This window comes from Dactylosporangium sp. CA-152071 (assembly GCF_050936335.1).
GTDB lineage: Bacteria > Actinomycetota > Actinomycetes > Mycobacteriales > Micromonosporaceae > Dactylosporangium > Dactylosporangium maewongense.
Genome location: NZ_JBNJMZ010000001.1, coordinates 1190400 through 1213469 on the forward strand (window position 1 = coordinate 1190400; position 23070 = coordinate 1213469).

A 23070-nucleotide genomic window follows, 5' to 3' on the forward strand; every position below is an offset into this window, starting at 1 on the left:
TAATCCGATAGGAGACGCAGTGAAACTGGGAGTTCTTGGCCCGCTCCTCCTGTGCGCCGACGGGGCGATCCAGGTGCCGACCGCACCGAAGCAGCGGCAACTGCTCGCGCTGCTGCTGCTCAACGCAAACCAGGTGGTGCCGGTGAGTCAGTGCATCGAGGAGCTGTGGGAGTACAACCCGCCGGCGAGCGCCGTGTCGACGCTGCACACCTACATCATGCAGCTGCGCCGCATCCTGCGGCTGGGCAACGAGCGGGACGCCACCTGCGCCGGCCGCCTCGTCACCCGCGACCGCGGCTACCTGTTCGTGTCGCGGCAGGGCGAGCTGGACGTCGACGCGTTCGAGGACCGGCTCCGCGACAGCCGGCAGGCGCTCGGCGACGGCGACGACCCGGCGGCCGCGGCGGCGCTGCGCGACGCGCTCGCCGTCTGGCGCGGCCCGGCGCTCGTGGACGTGCAGCCCGGCCCGGTGCTGCGCACGTGGCTGGCCAGCCTGGAGGAGAGCCGGCTGTCCACCATCGAGCGCCGCATCGAGGTCGACCTGCGCCTGGGCCGGCACCAGGAGCTGATCGGCGAGCTCAGCGCGCTGGTCGAGCGGCACCCCGTCCACGAGAACCTGCACGCGCACCTGATGCTGGCGCTGTACCGCTCCGGTCGCCAGGTGCACGCGTTAGAGGTCTTCACGCGGCTGCGGACGGTCCTGTCCGACGAGCTGGGCCTGGAGCCGTCGCCGGCGCTGCGCCGCCTGCACCAGGCCGTGCTCTCCTTCGACCCGGCGCTCGACGCGCCGCCGGTGCACGTGCCGTCCCGCTTCTCCATCGACCTGGACCTCGGCCGGATCCGCCGCGTGCTCAGCGAGCCGTGCCGGGTGTGACGACCTCCAGCCGCGGCACCGCGTCCAGCAGCTGTCGGGTGTACGGGTGCCGCGGCGCGGCGAACACGGTCTCGACCGGCCCGTCCTCGACGATCTCGCCGGCGCGCATGACGGCGACGCGGTCACTGAGGTGGTGCACCACCCCGAGGTCGTGCGAGATGAACAGCATCGCCACCCCGAGCTCCGCCCGCAGGTCGGTGAGCAGGTCCAGGACCTGCGCCTGGATCGACACGTCGAGGGCGGACACGGGCTCGTCGCAGACCAGCAGCGCCGGCCCTGGCGCGAGGGCGCGGGCGATGGCGACCCGCTGCCGCTGCCCGCCGGAGAGCTCGACCGGCCGCCGGTCGAGCACCGCGGCGCCGAGCCCGACCTGGTCCAGCAGCCGCAGGACGCGGCGGCGCCGGTCGCGCCGGGGATGGCCGATGACGCCGAGCGGCTCGGCGACGATGCGCTCGACCGGGTGCCGCGGGTCGAACGAGCTCAGCGGGTCCTGGAAGACGACGCCGATCCTGCGCCGCAGCGGCCGCCGGTCCCGCTCCCGCAGCGCGCTCCACGGACGCCCCTCGAGGAGCACCTCGCCGCTGTCCGGTGCCAGGAGCCCGAGCGCGACCCGGGCGACGGTGCTCTTGCCCGACCCCGACTCGCCGACGAGGCCGAGGATCTCGCCGGCGCGCAGCGTCGCCGACACGTCCCGCACGGCGTCCCGGGAGCCACCACCCGGCAGGCGGAACCGTTTCGTGACGCCGCGGAGCTCGAGGACGGGCTCCCCCGGTACCGACGCCGCCAACGCCACCTGAGCGGCCTGACCGCCGGAGAGCCTGGTGCCGCGGGGGTGCGCGCCGGGGACCGCGGCGAGCAGCTGGCGGGTGTAGGGGTGCTGCGGGTCGCCGAGCACCTGCGCCGTGGGGCCCGACTCGACGATCACGCCGTCGCGCATCACCGCGGTGCGGTCCGCGAGGCCGGCGACGACGGCGAGGTCGTGGCTGATCAGCAGCAGCGCGGTGCCGGTCGCCTTGCGCTCGGCGAGCAGGGCGAGAATCTGCGCCTGGACGGTGACGTCGAGCGCGGTGGTCGGCTCGTCGGCGACGAGCAGCGACGGCCCGGCCGCGATCGCCGAGGCGATGAGGGCCCGCTGCCGCAGCCCGCCGGACAGCTCGTGCGGGTGCTGCCGGGCGCGCTGCTCCGGCTCGGGCACGCCGACCTCGCGCAGCAGCTCCAGCACCCTTCCCCGGCGGTCCTTGACGTCCGCGCGCAGGGCCTCGGCGATCTCGGCGCCGACGGTGCGCAGCGGGTCGAGCGAGACGAGCGCGTCCTGCAGCACGAGACCGATCCCCCGGCCGCGGACCTCCCGCCAGCCGCGAGGCCCCAGCCTGCGCAGATCCCGCCCGGCGAACTCGATGCGGGCGGCCTCCACCTCGGAGGACGGCCCGGTGAGGCCGACGAGGGTGCGGGCCGTGACGCTCTTGCCCGACCCGGACTCGCCCACGACCGCCAGGCACTCCCCCGCCTCGATCTGGAACGACACGCCCCGCACGGCCTCGACCCGCTCGCGTCCACTGTGGAACGTCACCTGCAGGTCGTCCACTCGCAACAGTGTCATCGGAGCCCTTCGAATCGTCGTTGCCAGCGGCGGCCGAGGACGGTCACCGCGACGACCGTCACGGTGATGGCCAGGCCGGGGAAGACGCCCACCCACCAGGCGGTGGACAGGAAGTCACGGCCGTCGGCGAGCATCGCGCCCCATTCCGGGGTCGGCTGGCGCGGGCCGAGGCCGAGAAAGCTCAGCGACGAGCCGATGATGATGGCGCTGCCGGTGCCGAGCGTCGCCAGGACCAGCACCGGGCCGAGCGAGTTGGGCAGCACGTGCCGCCAGACGAGGCCGATCGGGCGGACGCCGACGGCGACGGCGCTGGTGACGTAGTCGGCGCGGCGCACCGACAGCGCCTGCCCGCGGATCATGCGCGCGTACCCCGGGACCGCCGCGAACGCGATCGCGACGAGCTCGCTGACCGGGCCGGGTCCGAGCACCGCGATGACCAGCAGGGCGAGCAGGATGCCGGGCAGCGCGAGCAGCACGTCGACGGCGCGCATGAGCACCTCGTCGACCAGCCGCCCGCCGAGCGCCGACAGCAGCCCGAGCAGCGTGCCGGCCACGACGGCCAGGGCGGTCGCGGCGACGCCGGTGACGAGCGAGATGCGGGCGCCGTGGACGATCCGCGCGTAGACGTCCCGGCCGAGCTGGTCGGTGCCGAGCCAGTGCGTGCCGTCCGGCGGCCGCAGCGCGATGAGCGGGTCGACCTCGTCGGGCCCCGCGGCCAGGCGGTCCGGCACGAGCACCGCGACGAGCAGCGCGGCGAGGACCACGCCGGCGGCGACGACACCCGCCGCCGGCACCCGTGGCCTTGCTTTCGCGGTGACCGCGATGTCGGTCATGGAGCCGCTCCCCGCAGGCGTGGGTCGATGATCCGGTACAGGCCGTCGACGAGCGTGCTCACCACCACGAACACCACCGCGACGAACAGCACCATCGCGATGACGACCGGGAAGTCGCGGCTGCTGATGGCGGCGAGCGTGACCCGCCCGAGGCCCGGGCGGGCGAACACCTGCTCGACGAGCACCGCCCCGCCGAGCAGGTGCCCGACGAGCCAGCCCGACAGGGTCACCGCCGGGCTCAGCCCGTGCCGCAGCACGTGCCGCGCCCGCACGCCGAGCTCGCCGACGCCCCTGGCCCGCACCGACACCACGAACGGCTGCCGCAGCGCCCCCTCCATCCCGTCGCGCAGCACCTGGGTGAGGATCGCGCCGACGGGGACGGCGAGGGTGACGGCGGGCAGGATCAGCGCCGCGGGGCCCTGGTCGACGCCGACCGGGACCAGCCGCAGCCGGAACGCGAACACCGACAGCAGCAGCAGCCCGAGCCAGAAGCTCGGCGTGGACACCGCGACCAGCTCGACCGCCTGCGCGACGCCACGGGCGACCCGCCACCGGCCGGCGGTGAGCGTGGCGACGAGCACCGCGCCCGCGAAGGCGAGGAGCGTCGCGGCGAGCGCCAGCTGCACGGTCGGCCACACCTGCTCGCCGATGATCGCCGACACCGGTTGCTGCAGCTGGTACGAGCGGCCGAGGTCACCGCTCGCGAGCCGGGCCAGGTAGTGCCCGTACCGCACCGGCAGCGGCAGGTCGAGGCCCATCTCGTGCCGGATCAGCGCCATCGTCTGCGGCGTGGCCGGCGCGCTGCCCACCAGGGCGCGCGCCGGGTCACCGGGGATGAGCTCCATCGCGAGGAAGGTGACGGTGGCGGCGCCGAGGAGCACGCCGAGACCACCGGCGAGCCGGCGCAGCAGCCACCGCACCCTGCTCACTTCGTCAGCCACACGTCGTAGAGCAGCGGGAACGAGGCCGGGTCCGACCGCAGGCCGTGCACCTTCGTCGACGCCGCGAGCAGGTACGCGGGCACGTAGACGGGGAACGCGGCGGCGTGCTCCTGCACCCACAGCTGGGTGCGGCTGTACGCGTCCTTGCGCTTGGCGTCGTCGGCGGTGGCGGACGCGCCGTTCACCCAGCCGTCGACGGTCGCGTCGTTGACCCACGAGATGTTCTGGCCGGTGAGCGGCTTGCTGGTGGAGGCGAAGAAGATGCGCAGCAGGTCGGGGTCGGCGCGGGTCCAGCTCTCGTCGAAGATGTCGTACTGGGCCTTCGCGACCAGCCCGAACAGCTCGGCGGTCTGCACGCTGGTCCGCACGACCTCGATGCCGATCTTCTTCTGCGCCGCCTGCACCGCCTGGGCGAACGTGCCCCGCTGCTGGACGGCGGCCTGCTGCTGCGTGTACGGCCAGACCACGGCGAGCCGTTTGCCGTTCTTCGTGCGGTACCCGTCAGCGTCGCGGGTGGTCCAGCCGGCCTCGTCGAGGAGCTTGTTCGCGGCCGCCTCGTCGTACTTCGTCTTCTGCTCCAGCGACGGCTCGTAGTACTTCGTGTTGGGCGACAGGACGCCCCACGCCCGCTTGTACTGTCCGAAGTAGACGCTCTTGACCAGGGTGTCGACGTCGAGCGCCTGCTGGAACGCCTTGCGGACCTTCTCGTCGTCGAACGGCGCCCGCGACGTGTTCGGGTACAGCGTGTAGACGGCCCCCTGCGCGTCGGTGCGGACGAGCTGGAGTGCGGTGTCCGCCTGCACCGCCGCGACGTTGGGCACCGGCACGGCGCTGATCCCCTGGACCTCACCGCTGGTGAGCGTGCCGAGCCGGGTGGCGCTCTCGGACAGGAACCGGATGACGACCTTGTCCAGGTGCGCGGGCCCGGCGTGCTTCGCGTTCGGCGGCGCCGAGGTGTAGGTCGCGCTGCGCGTCAGCGTCACGTTCTGCTGCCGGGTGTGGCTGGTGAACACGAACGGCCCCGACCCGACGACGTGCTCGCACAGCGCCCCCGCGTAGTCGGTGAACGCCTTCGGCGACTGGATGCCGAGGTACGCGGTGCTCGCCGCCTGCAGGAACGGCTGGAACGGCGCGCTGAACCGCACCTCTGCGGTGTGCTCGTCGACGACGGTGGTGCCGGTGTACGGCCCGATCAGGGTGCTCGCATACTGCGACTTGGTCTCCTTGGCCACGATCCGGTCGAAGTTCGCCTTCACCGCCGCCGCGTCGAACTTCGTCCCGTCGTGGAACGTGACGTCGGTCCGCAGGTCGAACGTGTACGTCTTGAGGTCGTCGGAGACCTTCCACGACTTCGCCAGCCACGGCTTGAAGCTACCGTCGGCGTCCTGCACCACGAGCGAGTCCACGACCCCGCGGGTGATGAACGCGGTGGCGTCGGCGAGGCTGACGTGCGGGTCGAGGCAGCTGGGCTCGGAGTCGATCGCGTAGTTGAACGTCCCACCCGCGACCGGCGCCCCCTCCCCTGCGGCGCCCTCACCGGACGCGGGCGTGGACCCGCACCCGGCGGCGGCTAAGAGACTGAGCGCGGTGGCGGCGGCCGCCAGAGTACGGAACTGTCGCATATCGGGAGGTCCTGTCGTCGATGCCAGCGGGGGACGCGATGTCGCCCAGCGTGATCGAACCGGGTAGATCTTCCGCACAGTTCCGCTACAGTCCGCGTGGAGCCTCGCTGGAGGAGCCTCCCAGCCGCCGCGGTACCGCGCCTGCATCGACCACCGTCAAGCTCCGTGGCATGGACTTTCTCCGTCGCCTCGGCGCCTACCTCCTGCGCGCCATCGTCGACCTCGGCCACGACATCAGCCCCGTCCCCCTCCCGCGCAGGGAAGACCTCGACGACGCACCGTGACCATCGCTCCGTCACCGCACAGCGCTGAGCTTCAGGTGCGATGCACCGGCCGGGCGCCGGGGTGCAGCCGCCGCAGGCCGTCGCGGGCAACCTCGGCGGCGCTGCCCGCCGGGCGGGCCAGATCCCACTCCAGGTACACCTTGTCGCCGTCGTAGCACCCGAAGCTGCTGGAGACGCACAACAGCGGCTCATGCTCGATCCAGTGCCCTTCCCGCACGATGTCGTGGCCGAACACCGCCACCTTGCACCCGACGTGCAGGGCACGAAGGAACGCGAAGCCCCGCTCGGCGGGCGTGGTCCGGGCCCACAGCAGCGCCCCGAGCGGCCCGGTCGACGCCATGTCGGCCAGGGGCACCGATTCGTACCCGGCCAGCGCCAGGTCGTCGAGGTCACGAGGCCCGGCGATCCGCGCGTGCGGCGCGGCGTGGGTGAAGGCGATGCCCGCGCCCGGCGCGACGGCCGCGAGCGGCCAGCCCGCCATCCACCGCCGGACCGGGGCGAACCCGCCCGGGGCGTACTGCCGCTCCAGGTGGGCCGCCTCGTCGCCATGGAACTTGTCCAACCGCGGGCCACCCAGATGGGCGTGCTCATGGTTGCCCAGCAGGAAGTGGACCTGTTGCGGGTAGGCCTCCTGGAGTTCACGGGCTTCGGCGAGCAGCCGCGGCGTCTGGTCGACATAGAAGTCGCCGAGATGCTCCGGCCACGCCCGCGGAGCGATGGCCGGCCCGTGCACGAGGTCGCCACAGAACAGCAGGTGCGGCCGCGGCCCCCCAGCGTCCACGATGGCCCTGAACCGGGCCACGATCGCATGGAAGTCCGCGAGGTTACCGTGCAGGTCGGTGACGGCAAGCAACCTGCCCACCGCCGGCAACGTCACCACCCGTGACATCCGCCCACGATGGCACACCGGCCACCCGCAGTCCACCACGAGACGGGCGGGACCGGCTGGTCCCGCCCGTCGTGGGCGCGGGAGGGTCAGGAGGCGGGTTCGCCTGAGGGGACGGGGAGTTGGGTGCCCAGGGCGACCGGGACGCCGAAGTTGGGGGTGCCGTCGGCGTTCCAGGTGAACTTCTGGGCACGGGTGCTGCGGTTCATGTCGCAGCCGCCGCTGGTGGAGCTGTTGGCGTGGTAGACGATCCAGTCCTCGGTGCCGTCGGGGGACTTGAAGAAGCCGTTGTGGCCCGGGGCGTAGACCGAGTTGGCGTTGGAGCGCTGGAAGACCGGGTTCGGGGACTTCACCCACGACGACGAGTTGAGCGGGTCGCCGCCGTTCCAGGTGAGCATGCCGAGCTTGTAGTCCGGGGTGGAGCAGTGGCTGGCGGAGTAGATGATGAAGGTCTTCCCGCCGTGGGTGATGACCTCGGCGCCCTCGTTGACGGCGCCGCCGACCGTCTCCCAGCTGTAGGTGGGCGTGGACAGGATGCGGCGGGTGCCGCTGGCCGTCCACGGGTTCGACAGCGGGCGGATGAACATCGGCTGCGAGCCGTTGTAGAACGTGCCGAGCAGGTAGAGCTGGCCGTTGAGCTGCAGGATGCTCGGGTCGAGCTCCCACGTGTTGTCAGAGGTCGGGTCGAGCAGGTCGGCCTTGAACGTGTACGGGCCCATCGGGTCGAGGCCCGCGCTTTCGAGGACGTGGATGCGCTGCGTGCCGAGGTTGTACGGCTCGGCGCCGGCGGTGTAGTAGAAGTACCAGCGCTGCCCGTTGGGGCCGTTCAGCAGGTGGAACTCGGGCGCCCACATGGTGCCGGCGCCGTTGGGCCGGGTGAGGTTGAAGATGACGGTCTCCGGCGCGGTGGCCAGGCCGCCGAGCGTGCGGCTCTTGCGCATCGTGATCGTGCGGTTCCACGTCGTGGACGCCAGGTAGTAGTAGCCGCTGTAGTACGTGAGCCACGGGTCCGGGCCCTGCGGGTCGAGCGGGTTGGTGAAGGTGCGCGTGGTCGTCGTGCCGCCGTTGTACGACGGCAGCCGCCACACCTGCGTCGCCGCCGTGGAGCAGGTCAGCTGCACGAGCCCGGCCGACGCCGGCGCGACGCACTTGCCGGACTCGACGGCGACGAGGTTGAACGTGTTCGTGGCGCCGGAGACGGTGACCGCCTGCAGCCGGAACTGCTGGTTGGTCTGGCCGTTGCAGGTGTACTGGATGATCGTCGCGTTGTCCGCGGTGGACCGGCCGGTCACGTCGACGCAGGAGCCGGAGGTGAGCGTGTTGACGGTGTAGGTGCCGGTCGCGTTCGCCACCGGGACGAAGGTGAAGTTCTGGCTGGTGGCGCCGTTGCAGGCGGCCTGCACGAGCTGCAGGACGTTGGTGGGTGCGCCGCCCGGCACGTTGGCGCACTGCCCGCTGGACTGGTTGACGACGGTGCTGGCGAAGGTGACCGGCGCGGCGGCTGCCACGCCCGGCCAGTTGAGCACGGAGACGGTCGTCGCCGCGAGCACGGCGAGCACGACTGGTCGATGCAACATCAAAACCTCTCAGGTTCCGTTGGCGGCGAAGCCGGCGACCTCGGCGGCGGTCAGCGCGCGGCTGTAGATGCGGAGACTGTCGACGGCGCCGTCGAGGTACGGGTCGGCGTACTGCGAGCGGCCGACCCAGTTCTGCGTGGTGGCGCCGAGGCTCGACGGGCTGAGCGTCAGCCCGGTGTTGCGGGCCACCTCGGCGCCGTTGACGTACAGCACGCCGAGGTTGCCCTCGCGGGTGACGGCGACGTGCGTCCAGGCGCCGGCCGGCAGCGCGGACGGGGCGTCGATGCGCTGCTCGCCGCCGGCGCCGGTGGCCGTGATCGCGAACCGCGCGGTCCCGGAGCCCGACCTGGCGACGAGGAACATGTTGACGCCCGTGCCGCTGCCGAAGTCGAAGACGCGGGCCCAGTTGGTGATCGTGTCGACGCGGACCCACAGGGCGACGGCGAAGTTCGTGGCGCCGGCCAGGATCCCCGACGGCAGCGCCACGTATCCGTTGGTGCCGTTGAGGTTGACGGCGCTGCCGGTGCGGCCCGTCACGTAGGTGCCGTTGGTGACCGTGGCGGTGCGGCCGTTGCCGGTGGCGTCGGTGCCGTTGCCCTCGAACTGGTAGTGCGCGACGAACTGTGGCAGCGGCGGGGTGGTGTTGACCGACCAGTAGACGCTGTAGCGCTGGCCGTGCACCTTGTAGAACGGCTGGAGGGTGACCCCGCCGGCGGTGTACTGCAACGGGGTCGCCGTCGCGGTGAGCGTGGCCGGGTTGAGTACGGGTAGTGCGCTGAGATTGTTGGTGCCGAACAGCCCGCCGAGGACGATCGGGCCGACCTTCACCGCCTGCACGCTGCTGTTGTCGTTGGCGGACTCGCGGGTCAGCGCCATCGGCAGGGTCACGTCGATGACGTCGCCGGAGGCCCAGGTGCGGGCGATCGTGGCGAACGAGCCGGGTGCGGGCGCGGCCTGAGCGGCACCGTTCACCCGTACCGACGCCGAGGACGCCCACGACGGGATCCGGACCTTCACGGTGAACGTGCCGGACCCGGTGACGGTCAGCTTGGTCGAGCCGGCCTCCGGGAAGCCGGTCTCCTGCCGGATCGTGACGCCGCGCGCGGACCACGTCAGCACCGACGGGATGAACAGGTTCACGTACAGGGTGCTGGCGCCGTCGTGGAAGTAGATGCTGTCGCCGAACTTGGTGTTGCTCTCCATGCCCGTGCCGTGGCAGCAGACGAAACTGTTGTAGTCGTTGCTGTAGGTCTTGATCCCGCCGGCGCGCAGCGGCACGTAGTAGCACTGGAAACCGTGCGCGGAGTTCGGGTCCTGCGAGGCGAGGATGTGGTTGTAGAGCGCCTTCTCGTAGTAGTCGAGGTAGTCCACCCGGGACGGGTCGGTGAAGAACAGCTGCCGGGTCAGCTTCAGCATGTTGTGCGAGTTGCAGCACTCGGCGGTCGTGTCGGACAGCTCGCTGGCGATGCGGTCGGGCGCCTTGAAGTACTCGCCGTTGGAGTTGCCGCCGATCGCGTACGTGTGCCGGCGGGTGACGATGTCCCAGAAGTTGACCGCGATCGTGCGGTAGCGAACGGTCCCGGTCGCGTGGTACTCGCGGATCGCGCCGATGATCTTCGGGATCTGCGTGTTGGCGTGGTAGTTGTTCAGGCTGTCGGTGCCGGCCGCGAGCGGGTCGAAGATCTCCGCGTGGTCGAACTGCTGCGCGGCGGCGAGGTGCGCGGCGTCGCCGGTCAGCTGGTAGAGGTTGGTGAGGACCTCGTTCATCCCGCCGAACTCGGTGTCGAGCATGTTCTGCCGCTGGGTCAGGGTCAGCCGGTCATTGCGGAACTTGACCCACGCCGCCATGCCGGTGAGCACGGTCAGCGCCTGCGCGTTGCCGGCGAGCTGGTGCATGTCCAGCAGGCCGGCCATGAGCTTGTGCAGCGTGTAGTAGGGCGCCCAGACGGACTGCCGCGCCTCGACCCGGTCGATGAAACTTTCCGGGAACGCGCTGAGGTAGCCGGTGTTGTAGCCGGCGGTGGCGGCGCGCGACTGGCACTGGGCGAGGACGGTGACGAGCTGGTCGCCCTTGGTCTTGAAGGCGGTGTTGCCGGTGCTGGCGTACGCCTGGGCGAGGGCGGACAGGATGTGGCCGGTGGAGTGCCCGCGCAGCTCGGTCGTCGGTGACTCCCAGCCGCCGCAGGGGGTGGCGGAGGAGGAGAGCCCGACGTTGAGGCGGAACGTGTGCAGCAGCCGGTCGTTGTCCAGGAACAGCAGGTAGGAGTGGATGCGCCCGGCCGCGGCGGTGAACGGGCTGGTCAGCAGCTGCACCGCGGTGAGCGGGAACGCGTAGGCGGAGACGCCGGTGTCCGGGCGGGCGGCGCCGGCCGCCTCGGAGAACAGGAGCGGGGCGACGGCGGTGGCGGCGCCGGCGACGGCGGTGGTCCGCAGCACGCTGCGGCGGGTCACCGGTGGTGAGGACATGGGTCCCTCCCGAGGGTATGGGGTGTCCGCGGACCGTCCGTCCGTGGACGGTCCGCCGTGGTGCCGAGGAAGCACTAGCCGCGCAGCGCGCCCGACATGAAGCCCCGGACGTAACTGCGTTGCAGGACGAGGAAGAGCAGCAGGCAGGGCACCGCCATGAACGTCACGCCGGCCTCCAGGGCGGCGTAGTCGATGGCGCCGAACGAGGCGGTGCGCATGTTGACCACGGCGAGCATCACGGTGAACTTGTCCGTGGAGTTGAGCAGGATGAGCGGGGCGAAGAACTCGCTCCACGAGGTGAGGAACGCGAACAGCCCGACGGTGATCAGGCCCGGCCGCACCGCGTGCAGCATGATGCGGGTGAGCGCGCCGAAGCTGGTACACCCGTCGATCAGGGCGGACTCCTCCAGCTCCTTCGGGATCGCCTCGAACGCGTTGCGCATCATGAAGATCGAGAACGGCAGCTGGAACATGATCAGGACGAGACTGAGCCCGAGCAGGGAGTCCTGCAGCCCGATCCACCCCAGCAGCACGTACAGGGCGATGAGGATGGTCGCGTAGGGCACCATCAGGATCGCGAGGGTGAGCAGGAACAGGGCGTTCTTGCCCGGGAACTGGAACCGGCCGAACGCGTAGCCGCCGAGGGTGGCGACCAGCAGCGTGCCGCCGACGGTCAGCGCCGACACGGTGACGCTGTTGACGATGTGCTCGAAGCGGATGCCGTTGTCCGAGGTGAACAGCCTGCTGTAGTTCTCGAGGCCGAAGCCGGACGGGGTGCGCACCGACGCCCACGCACTCCACAGCAGCGGGAACAGGAAGAGGACGGCGAGGGCGGCGGCACTGATCTTGCGGGGCATGAGCACGGGTCCCTACTGCGATCGGCGGCGCAGGACGCCGAGCTGGATGGCGTTGAACACGATGAGCACCCCGAGCAGCACGACCGAGATCGCCGCCGCCGAGCCGAGATCCAGCTCGATGAACGCCTCCCGGTAGATCACCATGACCAGCGACGTGGTGCCGTTGTCGGGGCCGCCGCGGGTGAGGATCCAGAACTGGTCGAAGGCGAGCAGCGAGCCGGTGATCATGAGCGTGAGCACCAGCGCGATCGTCGGGCGCATCAGGGGCACGGTGATCCGCCGGAAGATCTGCCAGCGGGTCGCGCCGTCCAGGCGGGCCGCCTCGTACACGTCCAGCGGGATCGCCTGCAGGCCGGTGAGCAGGATCAGCATGTTGAAGCCGGCGAAGCGCCACAGCACGAGCACGACCGCGGAGCCGAGCGCGGAGTCGGGGCTGCCGCTGGTCCACGACACGTACCCGTCGACCAGCCCGACCGTCTCCAGGACCCGGTTGACGGGGCCGATCTCGTCGCTGAGCAGGCCGAGGAACAGCAGCGACGCGCTGGCGAAGCCGACCGCGGCGGGCAGGAAGAACGCGGTGCGCAGCAGCCCGACGCCGCGCCGGCGGTGCTGCACCATGAGCGCCAGGCCGAACGACAGCACGAACAGCAGGACCGTCACGACGACCGTGTACTTGAGGGTGAACCACACGGCGGTGCGCAGCAGGTCGTCGTCGGCGAGCCCGGCGTAGTTCTCCGGCGCGTTGATCGTGGGCGCGCCGAGCAGCGGCCAGTGGTGCAGCGACATCCACACGACCAGGCCGAGCGGCACGACGAAGAACATGCCCACCACGAACGCGGTCGGCGCGGCGTACAGGGCGCCGATCCACTGCCTGTTGCGTTTCCTTCGCGGTGGCGCCGACGGCAGGACCGTCGGTCGCGTTGGCGCCAGCAAGGTCATCATCTTCTCCGGTGCGACCGTGTTCGAGGGGTGTCCTGGTTCGAGGGGGTGTCGGTGGGGCGGGCGGCCCGCCCCCGCTCGCGCGGGGGCGGGCGGGCACGGCTACTTCTTCAGTGAGGCGGTGAGGGCGGTGGCGCCGTCACCGAGCGACTTCTGCGCGTCGCCGAACAGGGCACCGCGGAACGCGGTGTTCCACGGGCTCTGCGGGTCGTTGTAGGTGGCGTTGAAGTTCTTCGCGTACGGCGTCTTGCCCTTGCCCATCAGGTTGTTGATGGTCACGATCCGCGGGTCGGCCGAGGAGTACTTGTTCGAGGCCAGGTCGGTGCGGGTCGGCACGCCCTTGTTCTTCGCGACGACCTCGACCTGCGCCTCGTCGCCGAGGGTCCAGGCGAGGAAGTCCCAGGCCTGCGCGGCGTGCTTGCTGGTGGCGCCGATGCCGATCGAGTCGCCGCCGACGAACGTCGACTCGCCCCCGTTGATGCCGCTGATCGGCGCGATGCCGACCTTGAAGGTGGCCTTCTCCTCGATGATGCCGAGCCACGCCGACGGCGCCGGGGCGATGCCGATCTTGCCGCTCTGCAGCGCGCCGAGCCAGGTCGGGCCGGCCTCGTCCTTCGACGCCGGCGCGGCGACGCCCTCGTCGTACAGCTTCCGGTAGAGCGCGAAGACCTCCGACATCTCCTTGGAGTCGATGGTCGAGGCGGTGCCCTCGGCGTTCATCACGTCGCCGCCGGCGGCCCACACCGACGGCCACAGGGTGAAGACGTTGCAGCCGCCACAGTTGCCGCCGAAGTAGGTGCCGTTGATGTCGCCGCCGAGCTTGTCGATGGCGCGGGCGGCCGCGGCGAACTCGGTCAGCGACGCCGGCGGCTTCTCCGGGTCCAGGCCGGCCTTGGTGAACAGGTCCTTGTTGTACAGCATGACCGACATGTCGATCGTGTGCGGGACCGCGTAGTTCTTCTTGTTCCAGGTGCCGTTGCGCACGTGCGCCGGGGCGACCTTGTCCTTCATCGGCAGGGCGTTGAACTTGTCGGTGATGTCCAGCCACAACCCCTGCGAGGCGTACTGCGGCGCGAACACCACGTCGGAGGCGAACAGATCCGGCAATGCCTTGGCCCCGGCGGCCGAGGCGAGCTTCGCCGGGTACTCCTCGTTCGGATACGCGGTGACCTGCACCTGGTTCTTGTGGGTGGCGTTGTAGGCGGCGGCGTACGCCTTCGACACGGACTCGGTGGCGGCGCGGGTCCACAGGGTGAGCGTGGCCCCGCTGTCCGCGGCCTCGCCGGTCGCCGCCGGGGAGTCAGCGGAGTCGCCGCAGGCGCCGAGCGCCAACAACAGGGTGGCGGCGACGGTGCCGCTCAGTAAACGCTTCAAGGTCGGTCCCTTCCTGGACACATTGTTTGTGAGCGCTATCAAAGAGCAAGAGCGGAGGTGCTTTCACGCACGACGAGGTCGGGGGCGGACCGGTGCTGACCGGTCTGCCGCACGCCCGCCGCGATCTGGGTGACGAGCAGGTGCATGCTGCGCCTGCCGAGCTCGGCGAAGTCCTGCCGGACGGTGGTCAGGGGAGGCTGCAGGTAGGGCGCCTCCGGCATGTCGTCGAACCCGACGACGCTGACCTCGTCCGGCACCGCCCTGCCGGCCTGGTGCAAGGCGCGCAGCACGCCGATCGCCATCTGGTCGTTGCCGCAGAACACGGCCGTCACCGACGGGTCGGCGGCGAGCGCCCGGCCGGCGGCGTAGCCGGACCGGGCGCTCCAGTCGCCGGGCAGCGGGACGGGCACCGGTAGACCGGCGTCCTCCAGCGCTGCCTGCCAGCCGACGAGCCGTTCGCGGGCCTCGGGCCACTCGGGCGGGCCCGCGACGTGGTGCACGGTGCGGTGACCGAGCGCGATCAGGTGCCGGGTCGCGAGCCCGGCACCCGCCGCGTTGTCCACGGCCACCATCGGCACCTCCGGCATCGCCGCCACGTCGATGCCCATGCCGACGATCGGCACGTGCGCGGGCACGTCGAGCAGCGAGCGGCCGAGCGCCGTCCAGGCCGCGGCGACCGGGGCGAGGGTGATGATCCCCTCGACCGCCTGTTCCCGCAGTCGGCGGATCGCTTCGGACACGGAGGGCACGTTCAGCTCCCTGGCGCTGGCGATACTGACGAAGTAGCCCGCTTCCCGGGCCGCGCGTTCGATGGCGTGGACCATGAACGACGGCCCGAACAGCGTGGTGTCGAAGGTGACCAGGCCGACGGTCTGCGACCGGTTCGTCGCCAGGGTCCTGGCCGCGACGTTGGGCTGGTAGTCCAGCGCCCGCATCGCGGCGAGGACCCTGGCTCGGGTCTCGGACCGCACACTCGGGTGGTCGTTGACCACCCTGGACACGGTCTGGTGGGACACCCCGGCGAGGTGGGCGACGTCCCGCATCGCCGGGGGCCTTCGTACGCTGTGCACGGGCGGACCTTTCTGGGGTTACGGGCCGGTCACCTTGACTTCCAGCAGACCGACCGACGCGGTGCCGCTCTGCAGGAGCACCCGGAGCCTGGTGGTGCTCACCGCGGTGAACGTCACGTGGTTGTACTGGTTGATGCCGAGCGGGTAGCCGGATGCGCCGGCGACGTCCACGTAGGCGGTGCCGTTCCAGTACTGCAACTTCCACGACGCGGGCAGCCGCACCCCGCCGTTGTCGTCGAAGAAGTAGACGTCGGCGGCGTTCACCGTCTGCGCGGAGGACCAGGTCAGCAGGCCCCACTGCTCGCCCGTGTTGGGCCAGGTGCCCCAGCGCGGGTTGACGGTGTCGTTGGAGCTCGGCGGGTCGATGCCGTCGTTGAGCGCGGCCACGCTCTCCCACGACGAGGTGTAGGACGCGCTCGGGGTGGCGCTCAGGGCGAGGTTGCCGCCCGTCGGCGGGGGCACGGTGCCGCCGCCCCGGTTGTACACCTTGACCTCGGTCAGGGCGGTCTTGAAGCCCGACGCGTGGGTCACCTGCACCCGCAGCCTGGTGGTGTTGACGGCGGTGAAGTTGACGACGTTGTAGTTCGCCCGTGGCGTGCCCGGCGTCTTCACCGGCGCGGCCACGTTCACCCACGCGCTGCCGTTGTAGTACTGGATCTGGTACGAGCTGGGCTGCCGGTACCGGTTGGTGGCCCGGTCGTTACGGAACCACAGCCGCACCTCGTCGACCGTCCGCGCCTGACCCAGGTTGAGCTCCAGCCAGTCGGTGGCGTTCGGCGAGCCGTAGGTGCCCCACGTCGGTTCGTTGATCGGGAACCCGTCGACCGCGTTGGCGCCGGCGGTGCCGCTCGCCGTGTAGGACGCGGAGGTGGCCACGCCCTGCGCATAGTTCGGCAGGGTCGAGGTCAGGTCGACGCCGGCCTTGTTGAACATGTCGACCATCTGGGCGCTGGTCTGGCTCACCTGGGCCGGCGCCTGCAGGCCCGAGTACGCCGCGCTGAACTGCACGGTCGCGCCGCCGCCGGCCGGGAACGTGACCGCGCCGGTGGCCGGGTTCCACACCAGGCGGACCAGCTTGTCGACGGTCGCCACGCGGGTGCCGTTGACGAAGATGGAGTAGCCCTGCGGGATGCCGCTGTACTTGACGACGCCGTCGGCCGGGTCGTCCCACACGACGCTGAGGTCGGCGTTGCGGTAGCGCAGGTTGTTGGCGGCGAAGTTGGGCCAGCCGATGTTGAGCGGGCTCAGCTCGACCTGGTTGTCGTTGCGGGGCCGCAGGCCCATCACGTCCTCGATGACGGTCCAGTTGCTGCTGCCGAGGATGTTGTGGTGGATCCAGGACCGGTAGTCGATGTTCTTCGTGCCGGCGTTCCAGTCGGCCCAGAACTCGTTGGCGTCCGGCCACTGGGTGTTGCCGCCGATGTACTGCGCCCAGGCGTTCCAGTACAGCAGCTTCTTGTAGTCCTCAGTGGACATCCACTGGTTGGGGTAGTTGCGCAGCACCGAGGAGTACAGGCGGAACTGCACCGTGGAGTTGATGGTGGAGAAGTTGTTGCTGCCCGGCTGGCCCGCCGCGGCGGCGGCCGCCTTGTCCTTCTGGTTGGCCGTGAAGAACGGGAAGACCGGGTACTCGGCGGGGTCGGCGAAGAGCCGCAGCGCCTGCTTGTACTCGTCGGTGTTGGGCATCGCGCCGACCGAGTACGGGTAGTAGTTGTTGATTTCCTTCCACGGCACGAGCGCGTTGGTGGAGACGTGCCGGTGCTCGATGAGCTTGTTGGTCGAGTCCCACAGCGTCGACACGATGGCGTTGCGGATGCGGTCGGCGATCGCCTGCATCTCGGCGGCCTTGGCAGTGTTGCCGATCGCCGTGTACGCCTGGACCGCGGCGAGCGCTCCACTGTAGACGTACGCGGACTCGGCCCGGTCCATGTTGCCGGAGCGCCAGTGGAAGGACACGGCGTCGGCGTCGTTGCCGGTGAGCGCGCCCCAGTCGTACTCGATGAGGCCGTTGTTGTTGTGGTCGTAGTAGGACAGCTGGCCCTTCACGTCGCCCTCGGCGTACTTCGCGAGGTTGCCGGCGATCGCGGGCTGCCCGCCGTGGATCTGGTAGCTGCGCCAGGCCGCCTCGGCGATGTACTGGGTGTAGCTGTTGGACCAGTTCTCCGGGTCGCCGGGGTTGTCCATGAAGCGGCCGCCCTTGGACGTCTGCCCGACCGACAGCCACGGCCCGTAGGAGTAGGCGGCGTTGCGCAGGTACTTGAGGTCGTCGATGTGCATCGGCTGGGTGAGCGCGATCGCGTTGTTGTAGCCCAGCGCGCCCTCGACCGAGACCGGGAACTGGAAGTCCTGTCCGGGGATGTCGACGTCGAGGTAGTTGAAGCGCATCAGCCACCAGCGGTAGTAGATGTTCTTCTTGATGGCCGGCTCGGGCACGTCGAGGTACGGCACGTTCACCGCCCACCAGCGGTTGTAGTCCCGCACGTGGGTCGAGAAGGCGATCGCCGCGCTGTAGCCCTTGTAGGCGTTGTACTCCGTGAGCGAGTCGGGGATCTCGTTGGCGACGAAGCCGAGCAGCACCTTGGTGGTGACGGTGGCGCCGGCCGCGATCGTCACCGACCGGTTGAGCCCGCCGCTGGTGGCGGTGAACCCGTCGGCGGACAGCCGCGGGTACAGGGTGGTGAGCGCGTTCTTCACGCCCACCTGGCCGGTCAGCTCGTCGCCGCTGCCGGACGTGGCGTAGGGCGAGGTGACCCGCAGCGCGATCGTCTGCGAGGCGGTGCCGGTGTTGGTGATCGCCAGGTTGTCGACGGCGACATTGTTGTGGGTGATGAACTTCGTCTGGTTGATCCGCAGGGATCCGTTGGTGTGGACGCTCTTCCAGTGGCTGGGCGCCTGCCAGCGCTGCGACACCTGCTCGGTCCAGGTGCCGGTGCCGGCGGTGACGGTGAACGCGCCCTGCCCGTTGATGCTCTCCCAGTACGCGACGTCACCGCCGAAGCCGAGCGTCGACGGCGTGTGCGTCTTCATGAACACGCCCCGGCCGCGGGTCATCAGCCAGGTGCCGGCGGGGTCGTTGCCGGGCCGCGCGAGCAGCCGGTCCATCCAGAAGTCCGTGCCGCCGCTCTCCGCGTCGAAGATGGCCTGCATGGTGTTGCCGGTGCTCATCGCGACCGGTGGTGCGGGCACTGCCGGCCCGTTGAACGTCGGGTAGCCGATCGTCTGTGCCGCGGACGCCGGGTTGGCGGCCAGCGTCGCGGCACCGATCGAGCCGGTCAGGGCGGTCGTCAACGCGATTGCCAGCCTGAGTTTCCAGCGGGGGTGTGGCATCGCGTCACCTCCATTTCGGGTGGGGGTCAGGTGGTGGGCAGCCAGATCCGCATCGTGGAGGGCCCGCGCCGGGCCCAGCGGTGGTAGGGCACAAGGGTGACCACGATCGGATCGGAGCTTTCGGGACTGTCTTCGCGGCTTCCGGCTTTGTCACGCCCTTCCGGCAGCTCGTGGTACGGCCAGCCGCGCTCGGCCCGGTGCAGCAGGCGCCCCTTGACGGCGGTGGCCTCGGGGGCGACGGACGTGTCGACCTGGAGGTCGTCGAGGGTGACGCCGTCCTCCTGGTCGACCGACTCGGCGCACATGACGACCGGGCCCACCTCGACGGCCGCGCAGCCGCGGGTGGCGTCGACGCGGGCGTCGGGGAACGTCCAGCGGGGCTTCATGGGCAGGTCCAGGCGGACCTGGTCGCCGTCGCGGGTCGGCGTGGCGCCGTCCGCCCAGGCCGGCACCCGCACGGTGACGGGCCGGTCGGCGGTGACGACGACGGTGCCGCCTTCGGGGTAGTCGGTCTCGACGGTGACCCGCTCCCCGTCGACGGTCATCGGTGCGTAGTGGTGCAGCTGCACGCCCGTGTCGTCCTCCGTCACCAGGTAGGTGCCGAGCGAGGCGACGAGCCGGGCGACGTTGTTGAGGCAGCAGGAGACCTCGAACCACGGGGCGCGCGGCCCGCCGCCGAAGCGCAGCTGCTCCCGGTCCGGCGGCACCGCCTCGGTCGGGGTCCGCTGGTGCAGGGTGTTGGCGTAGAAGAAGGACTGCCCGTCGTCGGCGACCGCGGTGGCGATCACGTTGTGCAGGACCCGGTCGACGATGTCGCCGTAGCGCAGGTCACCGGTCGCCAGCAGCAGCCGGTGCGCGAGCATCACGGTGGCCACGCCGGCGCACGTCTCGGAGTACGCGCGGTCCGGCGGCAGCACGAAGTCGTCGCCGTAGGACTCGTCGAGGTGCCGCGAGCCCATCCCGCCGGTGATGTAGGTGCGCCGGGCGAGGGTCCGGTCGAACTGCCGCACCACGGCGCCGAGCAGCGCGTCGTCGCCGGTCTCCACGGCCACGTCGACGGCGCCGGCGGCGAGGTAGAGCGCGCGGACCGCGTGGCCGGCGAACGCCTCGCCGTCGCGGACCGGCACGGCGTCCTGGAAGTACCGCCAGCCGAACTCGTGCTCGGGCAGGCTGCGGTGCCCGCGCCGCTCGACGAACCGGGCCGCCTGGTCGAGGTAGCGCTGCTCGCCCGTGACCCGGAACAGCTCCACGAGGGCCGTCTCGATCTCCGGGTGGCCGCACAGCCCTTCGTCGCCGAAGGTCGCGCAGACGTGGTCCGCGACGCCGCGGGCCACCTCGAGCAGGCCGCCGGCCAGGCCGGTGCGGGCCGCGGCGACGCCGGCCTGGATGAGGTGGCCGGCGCAGTAGAGTTCGTGGCCGAAGTTCAGGTCGCTGTACCGCTCGGGCTGGCCGGGCCGGCCGAACGCGGTGTGCAGGTAGCCGTCGGGGGCCTGCGCGGCGGCGATCATGGCGGTGAGCTCGTCCAGCCGCGCCGAGTGGTCGGTGCCGCCGGGGCGGACGGACTCCCAGCACATCGCCTCGACGTGCTTGTAGATCTCGGAGTCGGAGAACTCCCGGCCGCGGCGGCGCTCGGTGCCTGTGCCCGTCGTGGCGAAGTTGCCGGTCCAGCCGAGCCGGTCGAGCCAGGTGCGGCAGTGCTCGATCGTGGCGGTGCCGTTCACCGCCTGGCGCTGCGCCCAGAACCCGCCGGTGATGCGTACCCGTCGCGGATCGACGGGCCGCAGTACCCCGCGGGACGGGAGCACCGGCCCTCCGCTGGCGTCCGACGTCACTGCGGTACCCACCTTTCTGTGTTACGAAAACCTTTTCGGAAGGATGGCAGCATGGCCTCGTCGTGTCAACGGTCGATTTCCTGCGCGCGACGATGCTGATCTGACCCGAATGTCGGTTTGTGACAGTTGTGACACGCAACCGAGCATGTGTATGCTCGCCGAAAAGTTTTCGGATGCTTGAGAAGGGCCGCTGGTGAGCAGGAAACGCGCGCAGGTCACCCTCACCGACGTCGCCAAGTTGGCCGGCGTCTCGGTCGCGACCGCCTCCAAGGCGCTCAACGCCCGCGACGAGGTGGCCCCGGCGACCCGGCGGCGGGTCCAGCAGGCCGCGGAGGAGCTGTCCTTCCAGCCCAACGTGCTCGCGCGCGGCCTGATCTCGGGCAACACCCGCACGATCGGCCTGCTCACCGACGAGCTGTCGGCCGCCCGCTTCGCGATCCCGGTCCTGCTCGGCGCCGAGAACGCCCTCGGCAACGAGCAGATGAGCGTCCTGCTCTGCGACGCCCGCGGCGACGCCATCCGCCGCCAGCACTACATCCGCACGCTGCTCGCCCGGCAGGTCGACGGGTTCATCATCCTCGGCGACGCCAACGACCTGCGCCCGTCACTGACCCGCAGCATCCCCGTGCCGGTCGTGTACGCGTACTGCGAGTCCGACGACCCCGCGGACCTGTCCGTCGTCGCCGACGACGCCGGCGGCGCCCACCTCGCCGCCGAGCACCTCGTCTCGCTGGGTCGCCGACGCATCGCCCACATCACCGGCGACCACGGCTACCGCGCCGCCCGCGACCGCGCCCTGGCCTTCGCCTCGGGCCTCTCGTCGGCAGGCCTCTCCCTGGTCGGCGAGCCGCTCTTCGGCCAGTGGTCGCAGCGCTGGGGCCGGCACGCCACCTCGCGGCTGCTCGCCTCGCACCCCGACATCGACGCCATCTTCTGCGGCAACGACCAGATCGCCTCCGGCGTCACCGAGGCCCTGCGCGACCTGGGCCGCACCTGCCCCGACGACGTGGCCGTGGTCGGCTACGACAACTGGGAGGTCTTCGCCACCGAGTGCCGCCCCCCACTGACCACGGTGGACCTCAACCTCGAGCAGCTCGGCGCCACCGCCGTCCGCCACCTCTTCGCCGCCCTCGACGGCGACCACCATTCGGGCGTCGTCCGCCAGCCCGGCCGCCTCGTCGTCCGCGAGTCCACCGGCGTCGCCCCGGTCACCCGCTGACGGCGCCAGCACCTGGCCGCCGGCCGTGACACGGCGAAGGCACTCGATCAGGCCGCCTCCCGCGAGACGGCGGGGGCGCTGGCGGCCTCCACAACGGAGCGCCGGTCACGTGGCGGAGGTGGCGCCTGGACCGGGGGCGCTCGGCCGGGCCAGCGGCGGGGCAGGCCGGGTGGCGATCGGGGCGGACGCGGTGAACGCCGCCTCCACGATGTGCAGCGCCTCGTCGAGGTCGATGCCGACGCTGATCGCCACGGCGGCGTAGTCGGCGGCGGCCTGCCGGGCGCGTTCCCGGCCCGCCTCGCCCGCGGCGGACACGAACGAGCCGGCGCGGCCGCGGGTCTCGATCAGGCCGGCCTCCTCCAGCTCCCGATACGCGCGGGCCACCGTGTTCGCGGCCAGGCCCAGGTCCGTCGCCAGGCTGCGTATCGGCGGCAGGCGGAACCCGACCGGGAGCGTGTGGTCCTGGATCTGCCCAGCGAGCTGGGCCCGTAACTGCTCGAACGGCGGAACGGCCGAGGCCGCGTCGATGACGATCATTGGACGATCATTGCCTGCCGGGCCGTGGCGAGGCTCCCCGGCGTCCGGGCGTGGAGCAGGACGAGCGCGGCGACGCCGAGGACGACGGCGGCCACCGCGGCCGCGTTCCACCAGGCGGGCGCGAGGCCGAACGGCAGGACGACCGGCAGCGACCACAGCACGGCCGGGGCGGTCGCCTCTCTGGCGTCCTCGACCCGCATGATGACGTCGGCGGTCAGCGACACCTCGTCCTCGGCCACCACGGGCCGGGTCAGCAGCTGCCGCAGCTGCACGGCGCTGCCCACGCCGACACCGAGCACCGCCACGAGCAGGATCACCCCGCCCTGCCAGACCGTCGGCTCCTCGACGGTCATCGCGCCGAGCGCGAGGACGACCGCGACGCCGAGCGTGGCGAGGCCGAACACGGCGTGCGGCAGGCCGAGCACCACCCGCCAGCCGGGCTTCACGGCGTGCGCCGCCCGGCGCGGCAGCGCCGCCCCCGCCCTCCGGTCGGCCGCGGCCAGCCACCGCGCGATGAGCAGCCGGGAGACCAGCAGCCCCGCGGCCGCCGCGCCGAGGACCATCAGCAGCACCGGCCGGTCCGGCGAGGATCTCGCCGGGGCCGAGAAGTTGGCCGCGTGTGCACCCGCGGCCACGATGATCACCGCCGCGAGGACCACGTGGTCGGCGAGGCGCGCCCGCCGCCGGGCCGCGAGCCGGGCGACCAGCAGCTCGCTCACGGGCGCGTCGGGCAGCCCGTTGCCGACCAGCCAGGCGCGCGCCGCCCGCTCTTCTGCCGTAGTCATGAGCACTCCCGAAAGATTGTCGCAAGTGTTGTATCACCATCATGGTA

Annotated in this window: 17 protein-coding genes; 2 read left to right on the forward strand and 15 right to left on the reverse strand. The window is 71.2% G+C overall.

What is annotated here, in order from left to right; all coding sequences use genetic code 11:
- Positions 1–19 precede the first annotated feature (19 nt).
- Entirely contained in the window at positions 20–874 is an 855-nt protein-coding gene (locus ACQEVZ_RS04840) for an AfsR/SARP family transcriptional regulator (RefSeq protein ID WP_433361782.1), read from the forward strand.
- On the opposite strand, the gene ACQEVZ_RS04845 is transcribed toward ACQEVZ_RS04840, so the two are convergent.
- From ACQEVZ_RS04845 to ACQEVZ_RS04905, 13 genes are all read right to left on the reverse strand, one after another.
- Complete coding sequence (locus ACQEVZ_RS04845) at positions 852–2474, reverse strand: dipeptide ABC transporter ATP-binding protein (protein ID WP_433361785.1); 1623 nt, start codon at positions 2472–2474, stop codon at positions 852–854. The genes ACQEVZ_RS04840 and ACQEVZ_RS04845 overlap by 23 nt on opposite strands.
- Entirely contained in the window at positions 2471–3307 is an 837-nt protein-coding gene (locus tag ACQEVZ_RS04850) for an ABC transporter permease (protein ID WP_433361788.1), read from the reverse strand. The genes ACQEVZ_RS04845 and ACQEVZ_RS04850 overlap by 4 nt, the downstream gene beginning before the upstream one ends.
- The gene (locus ACQEVZ_RS04855) at positions 3304–4248 is read right to left on the reverse strand and encodes an ABC transporter permease (protein WP_433361791.1); all 945 of its coding nucleotides are present in this window, start codon (positions 4246–4248) and stop codon (positions 3304–3306) included. The genes ACQEVZ_RS04850 and ACQEVZ_RS04855 overlap by 4 nt, the downstream gene beginning before the upstream one ends.
- Positions 4233–5870 carry an ABC transporter substrate-binding protein gene (locus ACQEVZ_RS04860; RefSeq protein WP_433361794.1) on the reverse strand — a complete coding sequence of 546 codons (1638 nt, stop codon included), beginning with the start codon at positions 5868–5870 and terminating at the stop codon, positions 4233–4235. Before ACQEVZ_RS04860 ends, ACQEVZ_RS04855 begins: the two co-directional genes overlap by 16 nt.
- Before the next feature lie 315 nt (positions 5871–6185).
- Positions 6186–7043 carry a metallophosphoesterase gene (locus tag ACQEVZ_RS04865; RefSeq protein ID WP_433361797.1) on the reverse strand — a complete coding sequence of 286 codons (858 nt, stop codon included), beginning with the start codon at positions 7041–7043 and terminating at the stop codon, positions 6186–6188.
- A gap of 86 nt (positions 7044–7129) precedes the next feature.
- Complete coding sequence (locus ACQEVZ_RS04870) at positions 7130–8617, reverse strand: family 43 glycosylhydrolase (protein ID WP_344511088.1); 1488 nt, start codon at positions 8615–8617, stop codon at positions 7130–7132.
- A 9-nt stretch (positions 8618–8626) separates the two neighbouring features.
- Positions 8627–11083 (reverse strand): beta-L-arabinofuranosidase domain-containing protein, encoded by a 2457-nt coding sequence (locus ACQEVZ_RS04875; RefSeq protein WP_433361801.1) that lies wholly within the window; start codon positions 11081–11083, stop codon positions 8627–8629.
- A gap of 74 nt (positions 11084–11157) precedes the next feature.
- A complete protein-coding gene (locus ACQEVZ_RS04880; RefSeq protein ID WP_344511092.1) occupies positions 11158–11940 on the reverse strand; it encodes a carbohydrate ABC transporter permease in 783 nt (260 codons plus the stop codon).
- Between the two features lie 12 nt (positions 11941–11952).
- The gene (locus ACQEVZ_RS04885; RefSeq protein ID WP_433376622.1) at positions 11953–12879 is read right to left on the reverse strand and encodes a carbohydrate ABC transporter permease; all 927 of its coding nucleotides are present in this window, start codon (positions 12877–12879) and stop codon (positions 11953–11955) included.
- 102 nt (positions 12880–12981) lie between these two features.
- Positions 12982–14253: an ABC transporter substrate-binding protein gene (locus ACQEVZ_RS04890; protein WP_344511096.1), complete on the reverse strand. Its 1272-nt coding sequence runs from the start codon at positions 14251–14253 to the stop codon at positions 12982–12984.
- A gap of 38 nt (positions 14254–14291) precedes the next feature.
- Positions 14292–15323, reverse strand: coding sequence for a LacI family DNA-binding transcriptional regulator (locus ACQEVZ_RS04895; RefSeq protein WP_354894940.1), 1032 nt, complete (start codon positions 15321–15323; stop codon positions 14292–14294).
- 18 nt (positions 15324–15341) lie between these two features.
- Positions 15342–18650, reverse strand: a complete 3309-nt coding sequence (locus ACQEVZ_RS04900) for a galactose-binding domain-containing protein (protein WP_433361806.1) — start codon at positions 18648–18650, stop codon at positions 15342–15344.
- Between the two features lie 26 nt (positions 18651–18676).
- Complete coding sequence (locus ACQEVZ_RS04905) at positions 18677–20482, reverse strand: glycoside hydrolase family 127 protein (protein WP_433361809.1); 1806 nt, start codon at positions 20480–20482, stop codon at positions 18677–18679.
- 193 nt (positions 20483–20675) lie between these two features.
- On the opposite strand from ACQEVZ_RS04905, the gene ACQEVZ_RS04910 reads away from it, so the two are divergent.
- Positions 20676–21701: a LacI family DNA-binding transcriptional regulator gene (locus ACQEVZ_RS04910; RefSeq protein WP_344511104.1), complete on the forward strand. Its 1026-nt coding sequence runs from the start codon at positions 20676–20678 to the stop codon at positions 21699–21701.
- Between the two features lie 105 nt (positions 21702–21806).
- On the opposite strand, the gene ACQEVZ_RS04915 is transcribed toward ACQEVZ_RS04910, so the two are convergent.
- Together ACQEVZ_RS04915 and ACQEVZ_RS04920 are read right to left on the reverse strand one after the other, a co-directional pair.
- Positions 21807–22238, reverse strand: a complete 432-nt coding sequence (locus tag ACQEVZ_RS04915) for a GntR family transcriptional regulator (RefSeq protein ID WP_433361813.1) — start codon at positions 22236–22238, stop codon at positions 21807–21809.
- On the reverse strand, positions 22235–23023 hold the full coding sequence (locus ACQEVZ_RS04920; RefSeq protein ID WP_433361816.1) for a hypothetical protein: 789 nt from the start codon (positions 23021–23023) through the stop codon (positions 22235–22237). The genes ACQEVZ_RS04915 and ACQEVZ_RS04920 overlap by 4 nt, the downstream gene beginning before the upstream one ends.
- Positions 23024–23070: the final 47 nt, after the last annotated feature.

Bases quoted from the DNA above. Each gene is read 5' to 3' on its own strand.
- ACQEVZ_RS04860 (WP_433361794.1), bottom strand. From the start codon at position 5,870: ATGCGACAGTTCCGTACTCTGGCGGCCGCCGCCACCGCGCTCAGTCTC.
- ACQEVZ_RS04845 (WP_433361785.1), bottom strand. From the start codon at position 2,474: ATGACACTGTTGCGAGTGGACGACCTGCAGGTGACGTTCCACAGTGGA.
- ACQEVZ_RS04900 (WP_433361806.1), bottom strand. From the start codon at position 18,650: ATGCCACACCCCCGCTGGAAACTCAGGCTGGCAATCGCGTTGACGACC.
- ACQEVZ_RS04875 (WP_433361801.1), bottom strand. From the start codon at position 11,083: ATGTCCTCACCACCGGTGACCCGCCGCAGCGTGCTGCGGACCACCGCC.
- ACQEVZ_RS04865 (WP_433361797.1), bottom strand. From the start codon at position 7,043: ATGTCACGGGTGGTGACGTTGCCGGCGGTGGGCAGGTTGCTTGCCGTC.
- ACQEVZ_RS04920 (WP_433361816.1), bottom strand. From the start codon at position 23,023: ATGACTACGGCAGAAGAGCGGGCGGCGCGCGCCTGGCTGGTCGGCAAC.
- ACQEVZ_RS04870 (WP_344511088.1), bottom strand. From the start codon at position 8,617: ATGTTGCATCGACCAGTCGTGCTCGCCGTGCTCGCGGCGACGACCGTC.
- ACQEVZ_RS04880 (WP_344511092.1), bottom strand. From the start codon at position 11,940: ATGCCCCGCAAGATCAGTGCCGCCGCCCTCGCCGTCCTCTTCCTGTTC.
- ACQEVZ_RS04850 (WP_433361788.1), bottom strand. From the start codon at position 3,307: ATGACCGACATCGCGGTCACCGCGAAAGCAAGGCCACGGGTGCCGGCG.
- ACQEVZ_RS04885 (WP_433376622.1), bottom strand. From the start codon at position 12,879: ATGACCTTGCTGGCGCCAACGCGACCGACGGTCCTGCCGTCGGCGCCA.
- ACQEVZ_RS04915 (WP_433361813.1), bottom strand. From the start codon at position 22,238: ATGATCGTCATCGACGCGGCCTCGGCCGTTCCGCCGTTCGAGCAGTTA.